We start from the raw sequence: 20560 nt of genomic DNA, 5'->3' as shown, positions 1-20560 counted from the left end.
GGTCGGCCCGGTCGGCCCCGGAACCCGGTCAGCCCCGGAAGAGGTTGTGGCCGACGTCCGACGGCACCTCGTCCTGGTACCCCGTGCTGCCCGGGCCGGGCACGTGCTCGCCGGGGACCGGCTCGGAGCTCTCCCGGTGCAGCAGCACCACGCCGTCCTCGGACCAGACCTGCCGGTAGCCGTGTGCCAGCAGCAGCTCGATCCGGGCCGCCTGCTCGCGGTCGGTCTTGAACGGGAACGCGCGCTTGTCGGCGCGGATCAGCACGTACTCGCGCCCGCGCGGGGTGCCGTCCACCAGCACCACGTCGGTGCGGGCGGTCAGCCGGGGGGCGGCCTGGTTGTCGGCCTCGACCGTGACGCCGTCCGGGATCCGCTCGGCGCCCCGGATCAGCGCCGCCTCGCTCGGCTTCGCCTGCCAGTAGGTGGGGACGAACAGGCCGGCCGCCCCGAGCGGCAACGCGGCCGCGATCGTCACGGCGGCCGCCGCCACCCCGAGGCGGCGGGTGCGCACGCGGTCGTGCCGGCGGCCCAGCACCTCCAGTGCCGCGACCAGCAGGACCGGCCAGAGGAACGCGTCGTAGTGCCGGGCGATCGACCAGTGGTTGGGGTTGCTGGAGAGCACCCGCTCCGCCAGCAGCGGCAGGGCGCAGAGCACCGTGGCGGAGCGCAGCGGCAGAAGGAACAGGGTGCCGAAGATCCAGAGCAGCAGCAGCGGCTTCAGCGGGGCGTCGAAGGCGGCCGACACCAGCAGCGTCGGGTCCGCGAGCACGCTGGAGGCGGCGTTGCCGGCGTCCGTCCCCAGCGAGCCGTAGTTCCAGTAGTAGCCGGGCACCCCGCCCATCGCCGGTACCAGCCAGGCGATCGCCACCACCGAGGCGAGCGGTCCGCCGAGCAGGAAGCCGGTGCCCCAGCGGAGGGTCCGCCGGCGCCGGTCGCGGTCCTCGTCCCGGCGGGCCCGCAGCAGCAGCACCAGCCCGTACGCGCCGACCGCCAGCCCCAGGTCCTCCTTGGTGCAGCAGAGCAGCAGACCGGCCAGCGCCGCCGTGCCGTAGCGGCGGGCCAGCCCGCGCTCCAGCATCAGCAGGGTGAGCGGGACGGCGAAGGCGACCTCGTGGAAGCCGCCGCGCGAGGCCACCAGCAGCGGCCAGCCCAGCCCGTAGGCGAGGCCCGCCAGGTCGGCGGCGCGGCGGGCGGTGCGCGGGTCGGCGTCCGCGAAGCAGCGGTCGGCGACCCGGCGGACCAGCGGGACCCCGGTGGCGAACAGCAGTGCCTGGCCCACGAGCAGCGAGCGCGGGTCGTCCCAGAGCCAGTACAGCGGCGACAGCAGCGCGATCACGGGGGAGAAGTGGTCGCCGAGGAGCGAGAAGTCCGGCGGGAACTCGTGGTGGAAGCTCTTCAGCGACGACACCGGCAGACCGAAGTGCGCGTAGCCGCGCACGCCCTGGTCGAAGATGCCGAGGTCGAAGCCGCCCAGCTGGGCGGTGGTCCACTGCTGGGCACCGATCGCCAGGCAGACGGCGAAGCAGAGCAGGGTGAGGGCGGCGGTACGGGCGCGGGGCGGGAGGCGCAGGGCCGCCGCCGCCTTCGCGGGGGCGGGGTCGCCCGCGGTGCGGGCGTCCTCGCTCTCGGTGTCCGGGTACGGCGTGACGTCGTGCCGGGACATGCCTGATTCCTCCACTGTTCGGTTGCTCCGGTGCCTGCGGTGCCCCCGATTCGTACGGACCTTCGTACAGATCCCGAACCGACACCGGCCGACCACACTAACGGACTGCCGCTCACCGCCCCCCGGTTCCCGGGCCGCCCCGGCCCCGGCGCCGGTGTCGGTACGCTCTACGACGGGCCCCGCGCACTGCGCGCGAGCCCCCGGCAGGCCCGGCAGCCCCTGGCCGCCCCTGCCGCCCCGCGGACCCGGACCGCCCGGGCGCGGCCGTACGGAGGAACACCAGCACAGTGACCGAGCCCACGCCCGCCCCGATCAGCCTGCTGTCCGACTGCGGGAGCTGTTTCGGGCTGTGCTGCGTCGCGCTGCCGTTCGCGGCCGGCGCCGACTTCGCCGTCGCCAAGGCGGCCGGCACCCCGTGCCGCAACCTGCGGACCGACTTCGGTTGCGGCATCCACGCCCAGCTGCGCGACCGCGGTTTTCAGGGCTGCACGGTCTACGACTGTTTCGGGGCCGGTCAGCGGGTCTCCCAGGTCACCTTCGGCGGCCGGAGCTGGCGCGAGGCACCGGAGGACACCCGGCGGATGACCGACGTGTTCCCGGTGGTGCGGCAGCTGCACGAACTGCTCTGGTACCTCACCGAGGCGCTCTCCTACGAGCCCGCCCGCCCTCTCCGTGCCGAGCTGCGCCGGGCGCTCGCGGAGACCGACCGGCTCGCGGCCGGCACCCCGGCGGAGATCCTGGCGGTGGACGTGCCCGCCCACCGCCAGGAGGTGAGCGAGCTGCTGCTGAAGGCGAGCGAGCTGGTCCGGGCCGCCGTCCCGCGCCGCAAGGAGCACCGGGGCGCGGACCTCTTCGGTGCCCGCCTGCGCGGCGCCGACCTGCGGGGCGCCAACCTGCGCGGGGCGCTGCTCGTCGCGGCCGACCTCTCGGGCGCGGACCTGCGGACCGCCGACCTGATCGGCGCGGACCTGCGGGACGCCAACCTGGCCGGCGCCGACCTCACCGATGCGCTCTTCCTCACCCAGGCCCAGCTCAACGCGGCCCGCGGGGACGCCGCCACCAAGCTGCCCCCCGCCCTCGCCCGCCCCACCCACTGGCCCGCCACGGCCACCACCCCGGCGGCCGCCGACCGCCGCTCCCCGCGCAAGCCCCGCCCCGGCAGCCCCGGCAGCCGCCCCCGCCGCCGCTGACGGCCAGCCGGGGGGCGACGGGCGCGGGCGCGGGCACGGAACGTCGAGCGGGCCGACCGGCTGCGCACGGGATCCTGATTCAGGGGCCCGGTGCGGGTGCCGGTACCGGAGCCGGATCGTCGCGGCGGGCGTGTTTCGTCGCGGCTCCGAGTGCGGGTGCTTCGCTCTGATCGGTGGTGCGTGGGAAGTCGAGTGGGTCGACTTCCCACGCACGGACGTGGACGGCCGGAGGGCGGGATTCCTGGTCAGTACTGCGCAGGAAGTCGGACGGGCCGATTTCTTGCGCGGGGTGTCAGGTCAGGACGTTCTGGTCTGTCAGGGGGCGGGGGCGCAGGAGGGCGCAGGTGGTGCCGGCCAGGAGGGTGAGGGTGACGGCGGTGAGCGCCTGGGTGGATGCGGCGGGGTGGAGGGGCCAGGCCCAGGGTTGGGGGCGGCCGTCGGGGTGCCAGCCGGCCGCCGCGCAGAGCAGCGGGACGGCGGCGATCGCGGCGGCGGCCGGGCGGTGACCGATCAGCGGGTGCAGCAGCAGCGCCGAACCGAGGTAGCCGGCGATGTTGCGGGCGAGGACGAGGGCGAGGTCGTCCTGGCCGGCCGCGTGGGTGAGCAGGCCCAGCGCCGCGCCCGCCGTCGCGACGGCCAGGGCGAGTGCGGTGTCCAGCCCCCGCAGGAAGCGTCCGGCGACGGCCTCCGTCCGCAGGTCGCCCCGGCCGAGGCCGTGCAGCAGGAACGCGGCGGGCAGCAGCGTGATGATGTGCCCCACCAGGAAGTGGCCCGCATGCCCGTGCAGTGCGGGCACCGGCAGTTCGCCGTCGCCGATGAGCAGGCCCACCGCGAACGTCCCGGCCAGGGCGGCGACGACGGCGGGTACCGCGCGTGCCTTGCACCACCAGATCACCGGTCACCGCCCGGGGGCAGTGCGGGTGCCGGGGTGTCGCAGTGGCGCAGGGCCTCGGTGGCCGCCCGGTACCAGTCGAGTTGGGCTTCCCGGGGGAGCCGCAGCAGGTGCCCGGCGAGCGCGGCGTCCTCCGCGCCGAACCGACCCCGGGCGGCGGGCGCCGCTCCGTCCGGGGCGGCCTCGGCGGTGAGCCACGCGGCCACCGGTCCGGCGGCCGCGGCGGCCGGGTAGGGGGCGCCCGCCCGGGCGCAGTCCGGGGTGCGGGGGAGCAGCCCGCCGACCACGCCGGGTGCCACGTCCTGCGCGCGGGCCGTGGTCGGGACGCCCAGCTTGGCCTCGCCCGGCCCCGGCCGGGCCGCCATGGTGAGCGTCGCGGGTACCGGGACTCCCCGCTCGGCCAGGGTGGTGACGACCCGTCGGGCCTCCGTGCGGACCAGGTCCGCACGGGCGGTGCCCAGCTCCGGCCAGAGGCAGATCCGCGGCCGGCCGTGGTCGCAGACCAGTGCGGTGCCGGGCCGGTCCAGTACGGGCTCGGGTCCGAGCCCCCGGGCGAGGTGGGTGGCGAGCGTGATCCCGCCGGCCGTCACCGCCAGCGCGACGGCGAGCGCGGCCGGCGCGCCGCGGTACCGGATCACCAGGACGGCCGCCGCGCACACCGCGCCCGAGAACGCCAGGGCGCTGAGCACGGCCTTCTGGTCGAGGACCTGGTCCACGGCGCAGCAGTCGGAGAGCCCGCCGCCGACCAGGTGCCGCAACCAGTAGGTGGTGGACGAGGCCGGGTAGGCGTTCAGCACGAAGCTGCTGACCAGGGCCAGCGGCACCGCGACCACCGGTACCAGGACCTGCCCGACGATCGAGCCGACCAGGGTGTTGGCGAGCAGCAGCCCGGCCCAGGCGGCGAACAGGCCGGGCTGCGGCGTGCCGGCCGCCGTGCCGCCGGCGACCGCGGCGGCGCCGACGGCCGCGGCCATGCCGAGTCCGCCCATCACCACCACCGGGAGCAGGACGGGCGCCGTGATCGCCAGCGGCGACCGGACCGGTGAGCGGTCGAAGACCCGCCCCCGGTGCAGTCGGCCGCCCTCCCAGGCCCCGGCGGCCGCGCAGGCCGCGCCGGCGAACGGCAGCGCGATGCTCGCGTGTCCGGTGGCGGAGAGGCCGTAGCCGGGGGTGACCCAGTCGGTGATCTCGTCGCCGAGCGCGACGAGCAGGAATCCGACCAGGAACGGCAGTGCCCGCAGTCCGGCGGAGGTGCGGAGGACGGTGCGCAGCAGCACGTCAGGCCTCCCGCTCGACCAGGTGCGTGTAGGCGGCCTCGGCGCCCTCGCCCCGGCCGGGGGCGAGGGCGTGGAACTCGTCGATGCCGCCCTGGAACCGGACCCGGCCCTGGTCCAGCACCACCACGTGCCGGTAGCTCGTGGCGAGGTCCTCGGTCTGGTGGGTGGAGACGATCACGCTCACCTCGGTGGTCAAGTCCTCGACGAGGGTGCGGAACATGCCGCGCTGCGCCGGGTCGAGCCCGGCGGTCGGCTCGTCCATCAGGATCAGTTCGCTGCGGTGCGCCAGGCAGCCGGCGATGCCCAGCCGGCGCAGCTGCCCGCCGGAGAGCCGGTGGCTGCGCCGGTCGGCGAGCGAGGCCAGCCCGACCCGGTCCAGCGCGCCGGCCGACGCGTGCCAGGCGTCGGCGCGCGACATGCCCTTCAACCACCCGCTGTACGCGACCTGTTCGCGCACGCTGAGCCCCGGGACCGGGGTGACCTGTTGCGGCAGCCAGGCCACCGCCCGCCGGTAGGCCGCCCGGTCGCCGTGCCCGGTCGGGGTGCGTCCGCGCCAGGAGACCGAGCCCCGGCGCGGGGCGAGTTGGGAGGAGGCCAGGGCCATCAGGGTGGACTTGCCGGCGCCGTTGGGGCCGAGCAGGACGGTGGCCGGATCGTCGATCCGCAGGGCGAAGCCGGCGAAGAGTCCGGCTTTCCGGCTGTACTGGAAGTCGACGTGGTGGAACTCAAGGGACATGGCGGGGTCGACGCATTTCGCTCGGTGGGTGCGGGGCGATACCGGGGAGGGGAGGGAGGCGGGTCGGCGGGCGGGGTCTCCACCGGCCCACCGGGTCGTCGGGAGGCCGGGGAGTCCCGGGAAGTCGGGGAACGCCCGGACTTCCCGGGACGCCGGTGGGTGGGCCGGGCTCAGTACTGGGTGCTCACCGAGTCGACCCAGAGCTTGCCGCCGGCGCGCACGCCCTCCAGCGCGAAGTAGTACTCGCCGGAGCTCTGGTCGCCCCAGACGGAGGTGTCGCACCGGTTCAGCCGGTACCCGTAGGCCCGGTCGGGGCCGACGACGTCCTTGTAGAGCTGGAGATCGGCGTTCTTGAACTCGTTGGTGTCGGTGGTGCAGCCCTTGAACGACACCGTCGTCACGGCGTCGTCCCGGTCGTAGTCCGTCCACCGGCGGGACTCGGAGCCGGGCCCCCAGTTGCTGATGTGGGACGTCCAGGAGCCCTCGGCGAGGGCCGGCGTCGCGCCGGCGAACCCGAGCAGCGCGCCGGCCACCAGAATGCCGCGCACGAGCGTGCGGTGCTTTGCGTGCATATCCCGTCCGATCTTTTCGGTGACGCCACGGGGGGCGTCATACAGGCAAAAAGAAGCGAGCGGAGGTTCGACTGCCATCGGCCTTGATCACCCGATCGGACGAGCCGCCGCGGGAACGACCTTAGCGTGCACGAACAGCTGCCAAGAACCATTATTTCTTGCCATTCGGAGGGTGGGGTTGATGGGGCCGGGGCTTGGCAAGTCGGTGATACGAAGTGCTCGAAGATTTGCTTGGCTGACGGGAAGTCGGCCAAGCATTTCCGCAGATGTCCTCGGATGAGCGAAAGGTTGTTCAGGTCTGATTTTGTAGGATTGTCATTTGCAAAATGGGGTGGCCAGTTCCCGCCGCCCGTCGGCTATTCGGTGAGCAGCCGGGAGCGCAGTGCGCCGATCAGTTCCTCGTCGACACCGAGTGTGCCGGTGGCATAGGCACGCACCGAGCCGTGGGCGGCGGTGAGGTCGGCGAGCACGTGCCGGATCACGTCCTCCGGCGCGCGCCCGTACCCCGGCCAGCGCAGCGTGCGCCCGGGGTTGGCGGCGTGCCAGTCGGCGACGAGGTGCGGCGTGGCCAGTTCGGTGAGGGCGAAGTCGGCCGCGATGTCGACCTCGGGGACGTCGAGCAGGGTGAGGAGCAGTGCGGCGATCAGCCCGGTGCGGTCCTTGCCGGAGGCGCAGTGGAAGACCACCGGGTGGTCCGCGGCCGCGACCAGTTCGATCACCTGGCGGATCTCCGCCACCCCGTCCTCGGTCACCTCGGCGAACCGGTCCGCGAGGTAGCGCCAGGGATCGACGTCCGGGGCGATCTCCGCCTGGTCGTACGGCCGGTGCTCGATCGAGAGGTTGTGGTAGGCCACGCCGTCCATCACGGGTATCCGCCCCTTGGCGGCGATCTCCCACGGGTAGCGCAGGTCGATCACGGTGCCGATGCCGAGGCCCCGGAACACCGCGAGGTCCTCGGGCGAGGAGAGCTTGCCCAGCGAGTCCGACCGGTAGAGCCGGCCCCACCGGACCGACAATCCGTCAGAGTTCCGGTATCCGCCCATGTCACGGAAGTTGTGCAGGGCGTCGAAGGCGATGTGTCGCATCATGGCCGCACCCTACCGACCGCCGGCCGGGCACCTCCCGGCGAGAACGGGCGAATCCCCTCCCCGGTGGCCCGGAGGAGGGGATCCGGATGCGGTCGTTCAGTGGCCGGGCGTCGGGAAGGAGTCGGCGCGGACGGCGTCGATGAAGGACTGCCAGGTGGTGGAGGGGAACGAGAGGACGGGGCCCCCGGGGTCCTTGGAGTCGCGGACGAGCAGGGAGGGGCGGCCTTCGGCCACCTCGATGCAGTTGCCGCCGTTGTTGTCGCTGTAGCTGGACTTGCGCCACGGAGTCTCGGGCGTGTGGGTCTTGACGGGAATCATGGTGAGAAGTCCTTCCCTCACGCTGCGGATCAGAGCGGCGCTGTCGCTGGGAGACAGCGCATCCGCCTGGAGGCGATCATAGGCCCGCTGCCTTCGCTGGACCTCCTTCGGATCCTCGATGAAGTGGCCCTGGTCCAGACTTTCGGAGTAGAGCCTGGTCTTGCCCTCGGCCGACGTCACCAGGGTGACGAGAGTGCCGAACGGGAGACGCTCGCCGAGACTCAAAGGCGCGATCTGGTGGACGATGTCGGGACGTTCTCCCATGCGCAGCAGGTGTCCCAGTTGCTCGTGCATGATCTCGGGTCCGCCGACGACCGAGCGGATGGCCGCCTCGGAGTGCACGACCATCAGAAGGGGACCGCCCTGCTCGTTCAGCCGGTGCTGGCGGGCGAGCCGGGAGCTGACGCGCTCTTCGATCAGCGCATGGTTCCCGGCCGCGGTGCCGGAGGCCAGTAGCGCTCGCGCGTAGGCCTCGGTCTGCATGAGACCTGAAACGCGGATGAGTTGGAACTCGCAGATCGTCGAAGCCCGCTCCTCGAACCCGGCGTAGCGCCGGAACCAGTCCGGGTGCTCCACCCGGGCGTACCAGTCGATCTCCCTCCAGAGGTCCATCAGCTGTCCGCCGGTGTCCAGCAGCCGGTCGGCCGCGAGGACGAAGTCCTCCTGCGGGTTGCGGGTGCCGGCCTCGATGCGGGAGATGTGCGGGCGGCTGCACGGGACGAGTGCGGCGAGTTCGCCCTGCGAGATTCCCTTCGCGTCGCGGAATCGCCGCAGGACGGCACCGAACACCGCTCCCGCGCTCGACCGCGGGTTCGGATGGACGGACTTCTGACGAGTCATGGTTCAGGCCCCCCTGTGTCAAGACGTTCCCTGGAACCGGCTGATCACTCGTCACCGAATTCGGAACCGTCGATGCTAAGCGTGGAACGGAACGGGTGCCCGCGCTAGTGAGTGCACGAAGCGCCCCGCCCGCGCACGGACCCCCCAATGCATCAGAAGGTGGCACCGTCATGCCCGAATCGCTTGACAGCACCCCTGGGGACCGATCCTGCTCCCTCCCCGTCATCTCTCCTCCGCGTCCGCCGCGCGGATCGTGCTCCGGGGGTTCCTCGCGGACGTCACGGGCGGCGCATGCTACGGGGGCGAGGCGGATGTCCTGCCGGTCGCCGCCCGTGAGCTGGACGCCGCCGAGGGCCGCCCCGCCGATGCGCGGGCGCTGCTCGACGAGTCCGCCGAACTGGCCGCCGGCGCCGGGGCGAAGGCCGTCCTGCACTCGATCGACGAGGCGCGGGCCGAACTCTGACCGGTACGGGCGTCGGCGCGCCGCTTCACACGCTGCGGTCGGCGAGGACCTCGCGGATCACGTGGCGGGCGTTGGCCGCCAGGGCGGGGTTGGTGGTGCGGTAGTAGGGGAGTTGGATCAGGGCGATGGACAGGGCCCAGGCGCGGCCACGGGCCCAGGTGGCGTCGTCGGCGGCGAGTGCGGCGCGGAAGGCGGGCCGGGCCGCGGCGGGGAGCAGGTTCCAGGCGACGATCTGGTCCACGGTCGGGTCGCCGACGCCCATGACGCCGAAGTCGATGACGGCGCGCAGCCGGCGGTTGCCGAGCAGGAGGTTCCCGGGGGACAGGTCGCCGTGCATCCAGGCGGGTCTCCCGGCGTGTTCCGGCAGGCGAAGTGCCTTCTCCCACAAGGTGGTTGCCGCCTCCGTGTCGATCGATCCGCGGAGCCGGCCGATGGCGGCCCGGGTGGAGGCGTCACGGGAGGCCAGCGGCACGCCCCGGGAGCCCGGTGGGCCGTCCGCCGGGTCGACCGCACGCAGCGCGGTGATGAACCCGGCGAGGTCCTGGGCGAGTTGGATCGGCGCGGTGGTCGCGCCGACCACCGGGTTGGCGCCGTCGATCCAGCGCAGCACCGACCACGCCCACGGGTAGCCGGCGGCGGGCCGGCCGAGTGCCAGCGGGGCGGGGATGGGGAGCGGCAGGTGCGGTGCCAGCTTCGGCAGCCAACGCTGCTCGCGTTCGACGCTCCCGGCCGCCCACCCCACCCGGGGCAGCCGTACGGCGAGTTCGGGACCGAGCCGGAACATCGCGTTGTCCGTCCCGGAGGAGGCGACCCGTTCGAGCGGCAGCCCGGCCCAGTGCGGGAACTGGGCGGCGAGCAACCGCCGTACCAGGGCGGTGTCGATGTCCGGTTCGTCGTCATGCATCCGGGCTGCAGCGCACATGCCCGGCACTGTACTCCCGGGTTCCACGGCCGTTCACCGTATTTCGAACACCGGGGTGGGGCGGTGACGATCAGGTGGGGACGTCGGGTCGGGTGGGGGCGCCCGGCGGTGCGGTCGCGCGGTGGGTGCCGCCGCGGCGGGCCGGACCGACGTCGTCCGGATCGCCGCCGACGGCCGCCCCTCCCCGACCGTCAACGGCTGAACTCCGCCGCCGCGCCACGCCCGGTCGCTCCGGGGGCGGCCGGGAGGTGTCGCCGGTCAGTGCCAGAATGCGGGGGTACGGGGAAAGCAACTCTGGAGAAGGTGACCGGCTTCGTGAGCACGCCAGACGAACAGGTGGCCCAGCAGGCCCAGCAGGCGATCGAGCGCAAGATCGCCGAGGAGCTGGGTGTCCGCGGCGGGCAGGTGAAGGCGGCCGTCGATCTGCTCGACGGCGGCGCGACCGTGCCGTTCGTGGCCCGCTACCGCAAGGAGGCGACCGGCTCGCTCGACGACACCCAACTGCGCACCCTGGAGGAGCGGCTGCGCTACCTGCGGGAGCTGGAGGAGCGGCGCACGGCCGTCCTGGAGTCGATCGAGTCCCAGGGCAAGCTCGACGAGGCGCTGCGCGGGCAGATCCTCGCCGCCGACTCCAAGGCCCGCCTGGAGGACATCTACCTCCCGTTCAAGCCGAAGCGTCGGACGAAGGCGCAGATCGCCCGCGAGGCCGGTCTGGAGCCGCTCGCCGACACCCTGCTCGCGGACCCGACGCAGGACCCGGCGGCGGTGGCGGACGCCTATCTGAACGAGGCGGTGGCCGACCGGGCCGCCGCGCTGGAGGGCGCCCGGTCCATCCTGGTCGAGCGGTTCGGCGAGGACGCCGACCTGGTGGGCTCGCTGCGCGAGCGGATGTGGACCCGGGGCCGGGTGGTCGCCACCGTCCGTGCGGGCAAGGAGCAGGAAGGCGCCAAGTTCGCCGACTACTTCGACTTCGCCGAGCCGTACACCAAGCTCCCCTCGCACCGGATCCTGGCGATGCTGCGCGGCGAGAAGGAGGAGGTGCTGGACCTCGAACTCTCCCCCTACGACGGCGAGGAGGCCGGTGACCTCCCCGGCGCGAGCGACTACGAGCAGCGGATCGCCGCCCGCTTCGGCATCGCCGACCACGGCCGTCCGGCCGACAAGTGGCTCGGCGACACCGTCCGCTGGGCCTGGCGCACCCGCATCCTGGTGCGGCTCGGCATCGACCTGCGCGGCCGGCTCCGGCAGGAGGCCGAGGACGAGGCGGTGCGCGTCTTCGCCGCCAACCTGCGCGACCTGCTGCTCGCCGCACCGGCGGGCACCCGCGCCACGATGGGCCTGGACCCGGGCTTCCGGACGGGCGTGAAGGTCGCGGTCGTGGACGCCACCGGGAAGGTCGTCGCGTACGACACGATCTACCCGCACCAGCCCGCCAACAAGTGGGACGCCGCGCTGGCCACCCTGGCGGCGCTGGCGAGGAAGCACGGCGTGGACCTGGTCGCGATCGGCAACGGCACCGCCTCCCGCGAGACGGACAAGCTCGCCGAGGACCTCATCAAGCGCCACCCGGAGCTGAACCTCACCAAGGCGATGGTCAGCGAGGCCGGCGCCTCGGTCTACTCGGCCTCGGCGTTCGCGTCCCAGGAGCTGCCCGAGCTGGACGTGTCGATCCGCGGCGCGGTCTCCATCGCCCGCCGCCTCCAGGACCCGCTGGCCGAGCTGGTCAAGATCGACCCCAAGTCGATCGGGGTCGGCCAGTACCAGCACGACCTCAGCGAGGTGAAGCTGTCCCGCTCGCTGGACGCGGTGGTCGAGGACTGCGTCAACGCGGTCGGGGTGGACGTCAACACCGCCTCCGCGCCGCTGCTCACCCGGGTCTCCGGGATCACCGGCACGCTCGCGGACAACATCGTCGCGCACCGCGACGCCAACGGCCCGTTCCGGACCCGCAAGGCGCTCAAGGACGTCGCCCGGCTCGGTCCGAAGGCGTTCGAGCAGTGCGCGGGCTTCCTGCGGATCCCGGACGGCGACGACCCGCTGGACGCCTCCGGGGTCCACCCGGAGGCGTACCCGGTGGTGCGCCGGATCCTCGCCGGCACCGGCGGTCAGCTGCGCGAGCTGATCGGCAACAGCGCCGCGCTGCGGGGCCTGCGGCCGGGGGACTTCGCCGACGAGACCTTCGGCATCCCGACCGTGACCGACATCCTCGGCGAGCTGGACAAGCCGGGCCGCGACCCGCGCCCGGCCTTCCGCACGGCCACCTTCAAGGAGGGTGTCGACAAGATCGGCGACCTGGAGGTCGGCATGGTGCTGGAGGGCGTGGTCACCAACGTCGCGGCCTTCGGGGCCTTCGTCGACGTGGGCGTGCACCAGGACGGGCTGGTGCACGTCTCGGCGCTGTCGAAGAACTTCGTCAAGGACCCGCGCGAGGTGGTCAAGCCGGGTGACATCGTCACCGTGCGGGTGACCACGGTGGACGTGCCGCGCAAGCGGATCGGGCTGACGCTGCGCCTCGACGACGAGGTCGGCCGGGAGCGCGGGGGCGACCGGGGTGACCGGGGTGACCGGGGCGGTGACCGCGGGGGCGACCGCGGCGGCCGGCAGGCGCGTCCGCCGCGCCAGGACCGGCGGGGCTCGGGCGGTGGCTCGGGTGCGGGCGCCGGCGGCTCCGGTTCGGGCGGCCAGGCCCCGCTGGGCAGCGGGGCGATGGCGGACGCGTTGCGCCGGGCCGGTCTGGCGGGCGGGTCCGGCTCCGAGGGCGGCCGCCGCTCCGGGCGCCGCTGAGGCAGCCGCCCCTGCTGGGGTCTCCGGGGCCCGGTTCCGCCGTTCGGACGTGACGCGGGCGGCGGGCCGGTGGACGTGCGGTCCACCGGCCCGCCGCCCCGGTCGGTCCCGGCTCAGGCCGGTCGCCGCTCAGGCCAGGAGCTTCTCCTTGGCCCGCTGGTACTCGACCTCGGTGATCGCACCGCCGGCCTTGAGGTCGGCGAGCTTGGCGAGGTCGTCGACGTGGCTGCGCCCGCCGGCCGCGGCGGCGCTCGCGGTGGAGCCCGTCGAGCCCGTGGCAGCCGGGGCACCCGCGCCCGGCGGACCGCTCCCGGGCGCCTCGGCGGCTGCCTCCCGGATGTACGCCTTGAACGCGGCCTCGTTCTGCCGGGCCTCGGCCACGTCCCGCTTGCTCATCGACGTGCCACGGGCGATCACGTAGACGAGGACGCCGATCAGGGGCAGCAGGATCACCAGGATCAGCCAGCCGGCCCGGCCCCAACCGCTGAGGTCCTGGCTGCGGAAGATGTCCGTGATGATCTTGAACAGCAGGAAGAACCAGAGGATCCAGAGGAACAGCTCGAACATCGTCCAGAAGATGTTGAGCAGCGGGTAGTTGTCCATGACGCTCCCGTCGGTGACGACCCAGGTCAAATGAGTCATATCACCGCATGAAGGGCATGGTGCCGCTGTGATCGGCCATCCCAGTGATCTTCGCCGCCGCCGGGTGTGAGCCCCGCCCGGGCCCCGGTTGCGCCCGGCCCCACCCGCGCCTGTGCCCCCCCCCGGCCCACGCCCCGGCCCCGGCTCGCCCCGGCCGCCGCTCCGGCCGCCGCCCCGCTTCGCTATCCGGCGGACGTCCGCCCGCGCAGCTCCACGGCCAGGCCGACCAGCTCGCCCCACCACGGCTCGTGGCTGCCGACCAGCAGCCGCTGCGCCTCGGCCGGCTCCACCGCACGGACCTCGACCACCTGCTCGCCGTCGTCCGGGTTGGTCGGGGTGGAGTCCACCGACACCTCCGCCCAGCCCCAGAGCCAGGCCTTCTCGGGGTGCGGCTGCCACGGCCGGTACGGCTCCGCGCTGTCCGTCACGCAGCGGTGGGCCCCCAGCCAGGACGGCTCGCCGAGCAGGCGCGCGCCGGCCTCCTCACGCAGCTCGCGGACCAGGCAGGACTCGATCGACTCGCCGCTCTCCCGCGTCCCGCCCGGCAGGAACCAGTGGTCGCGGTCGTCCCGGCAGAGCACCACCAGCCCGGCGGAGAAGCCCACCAGGTGGATGTTGGTGATGAGTTCGTCCGGTGGCAGCGCGAGGGAGAACTGCGCGTCGTACCGGCCCCAGGGCCAGTACTGCGGTGCGTGCAACGCGGGGAAGCGCGCGGCCAGTTCGGCCGCTCTGGCAGAGACGTCGGATCGGTCCGTGGTGTCGGTCATTCGGTGATCGTAGTCCCGGCCGGACGCAGCAGGGGGGTGGTCGCCTGGACGAGGGCGAGGTCGGCCACGTCGATCGCCCGGGGGCGGCGCGGGATGGTCGCCTCGATCGGGACGGCGGCCCAACTGCCGAGCGAGATCTCGGCGGTGATGCCCGGTCCGAAGCCCGCGATCAGGCCGTGGGTGCCGTCCGCGACCCCGCCCTCCTCGAAGAGCCGGGCGAGGGCGTCGAAGACGACCGCGCTGGCGATGTTCCCGCGCTCGGTGAGGGTGGCGCGGCTGAAGCGGAAGGCCGCGGGCTCCAGGTCGAGGTAGTGGCAGAGGTCGTCGAGGATCCGCGGGCCGCCGGCGTGCACGATGTAGAAGCCCAGGCCCGAGATGTCCCAGCTGTGTTCGGTGGCCAGCGTGCGCAGGGCGGGCGCGAGCATCTCCATGGTGCCGGGGACGCGTTTGTCGAGCTGGAAGTGGAAGCCGGTGTCCCTGACGCCGTAGGAGATCCAGTCCTCGGTGTGCGGGACGAGGTGCGAGCCGTTGCGCTCGATGTGCACGCCGGTGCCGCCTCGGCCGCGCATCACGGCGGCGGCGACGGCGTCCCCGAACAGGCCGTTGGAGAGCAGCGACCCGACGCCGAGGTCGGTCGGCTGGTAGCAGAGCGAGCAGAACTCGCAGGCCACGATGAGCACGTTGGCGCCGGGGTAGGCGCGGCAGAAGTCGTGCGCCCGGTTGACGGCGGCGCCGCCGGCCGCGCAGCCGAGCTGGGCGATCGGCACCTGGCGGGTGTCGGAGCGGAAGCCCATGGTGTTGATCAGCCAGGCGGTCAGCGACGGCATCATGAAGCCGGTGCAGGACACGTAGATGATCAGGTCGATCTCGCGGGCGGACAGCTCGGCGTTGGCCAGGGCGCGTTCGACCACCTCGGGGACCCTGCGCTTGGCCTCCCGCTCGTAGACCGCGTTGCGGCCGGTGAAGCCGGGGTGGCGCAGGGTCTCGTCGATGGGCTGGACCAGGTGCCTGGTCCGGACGCCGGTGTTCTCGATCAGACGCAGGGCGAGGCCGAGCTGTGGATGGTCGGCGTGCAGGCCGCGGGCCAGGTCGAGGGTCTGCTCCAGGGTGATGACGTGTTCGGGGACGGCGATGGCGGGTCGGCAGAGTGTTGCCATGGGTACGGATCTCCCCTGGAGGGCCTACGGGTGCGTCGGAGGGGCGCCGGGCCGGCGCGGCGGGGAGCTGGTCACCAGGCGACCGGCAGGGTCCGCGGATAGCGCCAGATCGAGCCCGTCCGCCAGTCCAGCTCGGCGGCCGGCACGGCGAGCCGCAGGTCGGGGAAGCGGCGCAGCAGGGTGCCGATGGCCACCTGGAGCTCCATCCGGGCGAGGTGGGCGCCCGCGCAGTGGTGCGTCCCGTAGCCGAAGGCCATGTGGTTGGCCGAGCCGCGGTCGAGGTCCAGCTCGTCGGGCCGCTCGAACATCTCCGGGTCGCGGTTGGCGGCCAGGTAGGAGACGTGGACGGCCTCGCCGGCCCTGATCCGCACGCCGCCGAGTTCGACGTCCTCGGTGGCGACCCGGGCGATGCCGACGCCCTGGCGGAACGGGATGAAGCGGAGCAGCTCCTCGATGGCGCGCGGCAGCAGCTCCGGCTGGGCGCGGAGCTTGCCGAGCTGCTCGGGGTGGGTGAGCAGGGTGTAGGTGATGTTGCTCAGCTGGTAGGTGCTGGTGTCGTGGCCGGTGACCAGCAGGACCATGGCCATCACGGCGAGCTCCTGGTCGTCCAGCAGCTCCTCCTCGTCCCGGGCGGTGGCCAGGGCGCTGATCAGGTCCTCGCCGGGGGAGCGGCGGCGGGCGGCGGTCAGCTCGGAGAAGTAGGCGCGCAGTGCGGCCTTGGCCCGGACCTGGCCGTCGCCGCTGCCGGGGCCCATCGACATCATCGCGACGGCGTGGCCGCGCAGCTCGGCGCGGTCCTCCTCGGGGATGTCGAGCAGCTCGCAGATGGTGACCATGGGGAGCCGGGAGGCGAGGTGGTGGACGAAGTCGGCGGGGGAGCCGTGCTCCGCCATCTCGTCCAGGAAGCCGTCGACCGTGCGCTGGGTCTTCGGCCGCAACTGCTCGACCTGCCGGTTGGTGAACCCCTTGGCGACCAGCCGGCGCAGCCGGTTGTGGGCCGGCGGGTCCATCAGGTTGATCGCCTCGACCTGGGCGATCGGGGCGGGCGTCATCCGGGGGAGGTCGCGGCCGATGCCGGCGGCGCGGCTGAACCGGCGGTCGGTGGTGACGACGCGGACGTCCTCGTAGCGGGTGGCCAGCCAGGCCTCGCCCTCGCCGTGCGGCAGCCGGATCCTGGCGACCGGGTCCTCGGTGAGCAGTCGCTTGAGGAGGGGGTCGAACTCCAGGCCTTCGGTGTGGTTGAAGGGGCAGTCCCACACGGGGGCGGAGGTAGTCACGGGCTTATCCCAATGGCCGGAGTTGGTGCCGCCCGACCGGGGGATCGTTCGGGCGCGGACGTGCTGATGTTCCCCCATGGAAAGGCAAAAATGTGGATAAGGAGGATAGTTCGCTCGATCGAGCGAGATTGATGATTGTCGTGCGATATGCGGGAGTTGAGGGCGCGCGGATGCCCGGGCGAGCGGGGCGCGCCCGGGCGGTCGGGCGCGCCCCCCGGTCAGCCGCCGAAGTTGAGCGCGTACAGCGAGCGCGCGAGGTCCGGGGTCACGAAGTCCAGCGGGACGGTGCCGAGCACCGGGCGGGCGGGGCGGTCGAGGGCGCCCAGGTAGGAGCGGAGCTTCGGCGTGATCGCGTCCGCGGCCTGGCGCGGCCAGAGGCCCCAGCCGGAGCTGGAGGTGAAGGTGAGGAACAGGCGGCCCGGGTCGGCGGCGGCTCGGGCGGCATCCAGGTGGGCGGAGACCTCGGGCCACTTGCGGGAGTTGAGCTCGAAGATGGTGCCGATGTCGTAGTCGTCCTCGATGTCCGTCCGGGGACCGCCCCAACGGAGGCCGGGCAGGCCGGAGTTGTCGGCCAGCAGGACCACCCGCCCGCGCACCTCGGCGAGCCCGGGGATCCGGTCCTCGCTCCAGAACAGGCCCGGCCAGCGCGCCTGGTAGCCGGCGAAGAGTGCGCCGAACTCGCTGTCGGAGACCGTGGAGTACTCCTGTTTGACCCGCATGACCAGGGTCTCGCCCGGGTGGGCGGCGAGGAAGGCCAGGCAGTGGTTGAGGACGTCGCCGAAGAAGATCTGCTGGAAGACCGGGCCGTGGTGGATCGCGAGCACGCCGTCGATCGCGCGGCAGCGGATGTCCAGGAAGCGCACGCCGGCCGCGAACTGGTCGGGCAGGGCGAGTGTCTGGGTTTGTGTCAGCGGGCCGCCGTACAGCGCGCAGCTGTCGTGCGTGCCGGGGAGGGTGAGCCGGGAGAGCGGGGCTCCGCCGTCGACGGCGCCCAGCCAGTCGGCTCCCGCCGGGACGGCGAGCGCGCCGGCCCGGGGCGTGGCCGCCCCGAGGCCGGCGGCGGTGAGGGCGCCCAGCAGGGCGGTTCGGGTGAAGGTGCGCCGGCTGATCGGCGCGTGCGAGGTCACGGGCACGGTCTGGTACCCCCGTCGGGTGTGGTGGCCGGATCACGACAATGGCATGTCCATTGTGGAGAGATCGGCCCGCCCTGCCCAGCCCCGCGACGGCGCGCGGTCGCACCTCCGGCCGTCAGCGGCGGGCGAGTTGTCGTGCGGGCGGGCGAGGTCCGGCCGGCCCGCGCCGCGCACGGGTGAGGTCCGGCCCGGTGTCCGGCCGGCCCCCGGGAGTCACCAGGCCGCCTCGCGGTAGTCCTTGAGGAAGACGCCCGACACCGGCGCCCCGGCCTCGCCGCGGACGATCGGGTCGTAGACGCGCGCAGCGCCGTCGACGATGTCGAGCGGGGTGCGGAACCCGTCGGCGGCCAGCCGGGCCTTCTTGGGGGCCGGGTTCTCGTCGGTGATCCAGCCGGTGTCGACCGCGCACATGTGGACGCCCTGAGCGGCGAGTTCCTCGGCGCTGGTGCGGGTGAGCATGTTGAGGGCGGCCTTGGCCATGTTGGTGTGCGGGTGACCGGCGGTCTTGTTGCGGACGGCGAACCGGCCCTCCACCGCGGTGACGTTGACGATGTAGCGGCGGGCGTGCGGCGCGGCCAGCAGCAGCGGCAGCAGGCGGTCGCAGAGCAGCGCGGGCGCGAGCGCGTTGACCAGCTGGGTCTCCAGGAGCTCCGCCGGGTCCAGCGCGCCGAGCCGGGCCGACCAGGAGTTGACCGGCGCGGGGTCGGGCAGCAGGCCCGCCTCGTCGGCCCACTCGGACGGCAGGGCGAGGGCTGACCGGTCGGCGGCGGTGTCGAGTTCGGCGGCGGGCCAGGCCGGGGCGAGGGCGGGCATCGGCCGGAACCCCGGGGCGTGGACGACCGCGGTGGACGCGGCGGGCAGCGCGGCCCGCTCACCGGCGGCCAGCAGGGCGTAGGACCCGGGCGGGCGGCGCAGGGTCTGCGCGGCGTTGTTGACCAGGATGTCCAGCGGGCGGCCGTCGGCGCGGAGTTGCTCGGTGAGGCCGAGCACCTGGCGCGGGTCGCGCAGGTCGATGCCGACCACGGTGAGGCGGTCGCGCCACTCGGCGCTGCCGGCGGCGGCGTGGAAGCGCCGTACGGTGTCGTGCGGGAAGCGGCTGGTGACGATCAGTTCGGCGCCGTCGCGCAGCATCATCAGGGCGAGCTGGAAGCCGATCTTCACCCGGCCGCCGGTGAGCAGTGCCCGGCGCCCGCGCAGGTCGGTGCTGAGGCCGCGACGGGCGGTGTTGTCGACGGCGCAGTCGGGGCAGAGCATGTGGTAGAAGGCGTCCACCCGGCGGTAGTGCTGCTTGCAGACGTAGCAGCGGCGGCCGAGCCGGAGCTCGCCGAGCGGGGCGGCCGGGGCGGCGGCGGTCAGCGGCGCGTCCTCGCGGCGGTCCGGCGCGCCGGTGGCGGTGGCGGCGAGCAGGCCGGCATCGGCCAGGCGGTCCTCGTCCCGGGCGTCCTGGCGACGGCGCTTGCGGCTCTCCCGGACGAAGGACTCCAGTTGGCGCTCGGCGTGCCGGCGGACCGAGTGGTCGGCGGGGAGGGCGCGCAGGCGTCCGAGGGTGCGGCCGAAGGCCGCCAGCTCCTCCGGGCCTATCTCGTCGGCCGCTGTCCGCTCGTCGCTCCGGACCGTCATGTCCTCCCCCTCGTGCGCTGTGCTGCGATGCCGTGTGCTGCGCTGTCCTGTACTGCGGTGCCCCGTGCTGCGGTGTTCTGTGCTGGGATGCCCCGTGCTGGGATGTCCGCGCTGCGGCGCCCCGGTGGTCGCGGCCGGAGGCGAGCGGGCGGTGCGCCTGCCGTCGTGCCACCGGACCAGAACGAGGACCAGACCAGGGCCGGACCAGGACCAGGACCAGGACCAGGACCAGGGCCAGGACCAGGACCAGGACCAGGACCAGGACCAGGGCCCGCCGGGGAGGCCGGACGCGGACCGGCGTGCCCGCCGCGGTGCCGCCCCCGGGCGGTGGTGAGGACTGTAGCGGCTGCGCCCGACAAGTGAGATCGCATTATTCGTAGGATGAGACCTTGATCGCGGCGGATGTGCTGCGAGTCCGCCGCGCGGTGCGCGGCGGGATCGAGGCGGTTGCGCGTCGCGGCCTCGCGGCGGGCCGGCCGCCGGCCCGCGGTGTCCGCACCGCGGCCACGAAGGGAACGGGGAGAGCGGCACGATGGTGAGTCTCGGCGCGATAGCCGGCATCGCGATGGTGGAACTGGGGATGGTCCTGTCCCCCGGTCCGAACATGATCTACCTGGTGTCCCGCTCGGTCGCCCAGGGCCGGCGGGCCGGGCTGACCTCGCTGGCGGGCGTCTTCGTCGGCTTCCTGGTCTACCTGGTCGCGGCGACGGCCGGGATCGCGGCGGTGTTCGCGCTGGTGCCGGAGGTCTATCTGGCGCTCAAGCTGGCGGGCGCGGGCTACCTGCTCTGGCTGGCCTGGAAGGCCGTCCGGCCGGGCGGCACTTCGGCGTTCGCGCCGAAGGAACTGGCGGCCGACCGGCCCGCCCGGCTGTTCGGCATGGGCCTGCTGACCTGCCTGCTGAACCCGAAGATCGCGATCCTGTACGTCTCGCTGCTGCCGCAGTTCGTCGATCCGGACCGCGGCCACGTCGCGGTGCAGAGCCTGCTGCTGGGCCTGACGCAGATCGCGGTCGGCGTGGCCGGCAACGCGGTCTTCGTGCTGATGGCGGGCTCGGTGTCGGCCTTCTTCGCGCGCCGCCCGACCTGGCAGCGGGTCCACCGGTACCTGATGGGCACGGCGCTGGCCGGCTTCGCGGTGCGGCTCGTGGCGGACCGCTCGAACGCCGCGGTGGCGGCGCCCTGAGCCGCCGTCGGCGGTCACCGGCCCCGCGGGGCCGGT

19 protein-coding genes are annotated in these 20560 nt (G+C 73.7%); 5 read left to right on the top strand and 14 right to left on the bottom strand.

What is annotated here, in order from left to right:
* Positions 1 to 28: 28 nt before the first annotated feature.
* Entirely contained in the window at positions 29 to 1663 is a 1635-nt protein-coding gene (locus tag ABZ495_RS03225; protein ID WP_359834217.1) for a DUF2079 domain-containing protein, read from the bottom strand.
* A 287-nt stretch (positions 1664 to 1950) separates the two neighbouring features.
* On the opposite strand from ABZ495_RS03225, the gene ABZ495_RS03220 reads away from it, so the two are divergent.
* Positions 1951 to 2853 (top strand): pentapeptide repeat-containing protein, encoded by a 903-nt coding sequence (locus ABZ495_RS03220; protein WP_359802242.1) that lies wholly within the window; start codon positions 1951 to 1953, stop codon positions 2851 to 2853.
* A gap of 292 nt (positions 2854 to 3145) precedes the next feature.
* On the opposite strand, the gene ABZ495_RS03215 is transcribed toward ABZ495_RS03220, so the two are convergent.
* The 6 genes from ABZ495_RS03215 to ABZ495_RS03190 form a co-directional block, all read right to left on the bottom strand.
* Positions 3146 to 3748 (bottom strand): hypothetical protein, encoded by a 603-nt coding sequence (locus ABZ495_RS03215; protein WP_359834215.1) that lies wholly within the window; start codon positions 3746 to 3748, stop codon positions 3146 to 3148.
* Positions 3745 to 5022 (bottom strand): hypothetical protein, encoded by a 1278-nt coding sequence (locus ABZ495_RS03210; RefSeq protein WP_359802238.1) that lies wholly within the window; start codon positions 5020 to 5022, stop codon positions 3745 to 3747. Before ABZ495_RS03210 ends, ABZ495_RS03215 begins: the two co-directional genes overlap by 4 nt.
* Before the next feature lies 1 nt (position 5023).
* Positions 5024 to 5758: an ATP-binding cassette domain-containing protein gene (locus ABZ495_RS03205; protein WP_359834214.1), complete on the bottom strand. Its 735-nt coding sequence runs from the start codon at positions 5756 to 5758 to the stop codon at positions 5024 to 5026.
* A gap of 170 nt (positions 5759 to 5928) precedes the next feature.
* A complete protein-coding gene (locus tag ABZ495_RS03200) occupies positions 5929 to 6330 on the bottom strand; it encodes a hypothetical protein (protein WP_329487087.1) in 402 nt (133 codons plus the stop codon).
* A gap of 356 nt (positions 6331 to 6686) precedes the next feature.
* Positions 6687 to 7418, bottom strand: a complete 732-nt coding sequence (locus ABZ495_RS03195; RefSeq protein ID WP_359834212.1) for a tyrosine-protein phosphatase — start codon at positions 7416 to 7418, stop codon at positions 6687 to 6689.
* Between the two features lie 96 nt (positions 7419 to 7514).
* Positions 7515 to 8576, bottom strand: a complete 1062-nt coding sequence (locus ABZ495_RS03190; protein ID WP_359834211.1) for a Scr1 family TA system antitoxin-like transcriptional regulator — start codon at positions 8574 to 8576, stop codon at positions 7515 to 7517.
* Between the two features lie 253 nt (positions 8577 to 8829).
* Between ABZ495_RS03190 and ABZ495_RS03185 the strand changes: the two genes are divergently transcribed.
* The gene (locus ABZ495_RS03185) at positions 8830 to 9039 is read left to right on the top strand and encodes a hypothetical protein (protein ID WP_359834209.1); all 210 of its coding nucleotides are present in this window, start codon (positions 8830 to 8832) and stop codon (positions 9037 to 9039) included.
* A gap of 25 nt (positions 9040 to 9064) precedes the next feature.
* Here the strand turns inward: ABZ495_RS03185 and ABZ495_RS03180 are convergent, their stop codons facing one another.
* Positions 9065 to 9961 (bottom strand): aminoglycoside phosphotransferase family protein, encoded by an 897-nt coding sequence (locus tag ABZ495_RS03180; protein ID WP_359834207.1) that lies wholly within the window; start codon positions 9959 to 9961, stop codon positions 9065 to 9067.
* Positions 9962 to 10276: 315 nt separating this feature from the next.
* Here ABZ495_RS03180 and ABZ495_RS03175 point away from each other — a divergent pair, with 315 nt between their 5' ends.
* Positions 10277 to 12745, top strand: a complete 2469-nt coding sequence (locus tag ABZ495_RS03175; RefSeq protein ID WP_359834206.1) for a Tex family protein — start codon at positions 10277 to 10279, stop codon at positions 12743 to 12745.
* 129 nt (positions 12746 to 12874) lie between these two features.
* Here the strand turns inward: ABZ495_RS03175 and ABZ495_RS03170 are convergent, their stop codons facing one another.
* The 6 genes from ABZ495_RS03170 to ABZ495_RS03145 form a co-directional block, all read right to left on the bottom strand.
* Complete coding sequence (locus tag ABZ495_RS03170) at positions 12875 to 13348, bottom strand: SHOCT domain-containing protein (RefSeq protein WP_359834377.1); 474 nt, start codon at positions 13346 to 13348, stop codon at positions 12875 to 12877.
* 221 nt (positions 13349 to 13569) lie between these two features.
* On the bottom strand, positions 13570 to 14154 hold the full coding sequence (locus tag ABZ495_RS03165) for an NUDIX hydrolase (protein WP_329487080.1): 585 nt from the start codon (positions 14152 to 14154) through the stop codon (positions 13570 to 13572).
* Positions 14151 to 15311 carry a type III polyketide synthase gene (locus ABZ495_RS03160; RefSeq protein WP_359834204.1) on the bottom strand — a complete coding sequence of 387 codons (1161 nt, stop codon included), beginning with the start codon at positions 15309 to 15311 and terminating at the stop codon, positions 14151 to 14153. The genes ABZ495_RS03165 and ABZ495_RS03160 overlap by 4 nt, the downstream gene beginning before the upstream one ends.
* A gap of 71 nt (positions 15312 to 15382) precedes the next feature.
* Positions 15383 to 16588, bottom strand: coding sequence for a cytochrome P450 (locus ABZ495_RS03155; protein ID WP_352296261.1), 1206 nt, complete (start codon positions 16586 to 16588; stop codon positions 15383 to 15385).
* Positions 16589 to 16806: 218 nt separating this feature from the next.
* Positions 16807 to 17715 (bottom strand): phosphatidylinositol-specific phospholipase C, encoded by a 909-nt coding sequence (locus ABZ495_RS03150; protein WP_359834202.1) that lies wholly within the window; start codon positions 17713 to 17715, stop codon positions 16807 to 16809.
* 219 nt (positions 17716 to 17934) lie between these two features.
* Complete coding sequence (locus ABZ495_RS03145; protein ID WP_359834201.1) at positions 17935 to 19341, bottom strand: SDR family NAD(P)-dependent oxidoreductase; 1407 nt, start codon at positions 19339 to 19341, stop codon at positions 17935 to 17937.
* A 94-nt stretch (positions 19342 to 19435) separates the two neighbouring features.
* On the opposite strand from ABZ495_RS03145, the gene ABZ495_RS03140 reads away from it, so the two are divergent.
* A complete protein-coding gene (locus ABZ495_RS03140) occupies positions 19436 to 19675 on the top strand; it encodes a hypothetical protein (protein ID WP_359834199.1) in 240 nt (79 codons plus the stop codon).
* Between the two features lie 198 nt (positions 19676 to 19873).
* Positions 19874 to 20524, top strand: a complete 651-nt coding sequence (locus tag ABZ495_RS03135) for a LysE family translocator (RefSeq protein WP_329487074.1) — start codon at positions 19874 to 19876, stop codon at positions 20522 to 20524.
* The last annotated feature ends 36 nt before the right edge of the window (positions 20525 to 20560 follow it).

The sequence above is a fragment of the Kitasatospora sp. NPDC005748 genome, assembly GCF_040630735.1.
In the GTDB taxonomy this organism is placed as follows: domain Bacteria; phylum Actinomycetota; class Actinomycetes; order Streptomycetales; family Streptomycetaceae; genus Kitasatospora.
This window is presented reverse-complemented; position numbering and strand designations above follow the sequence as displayed.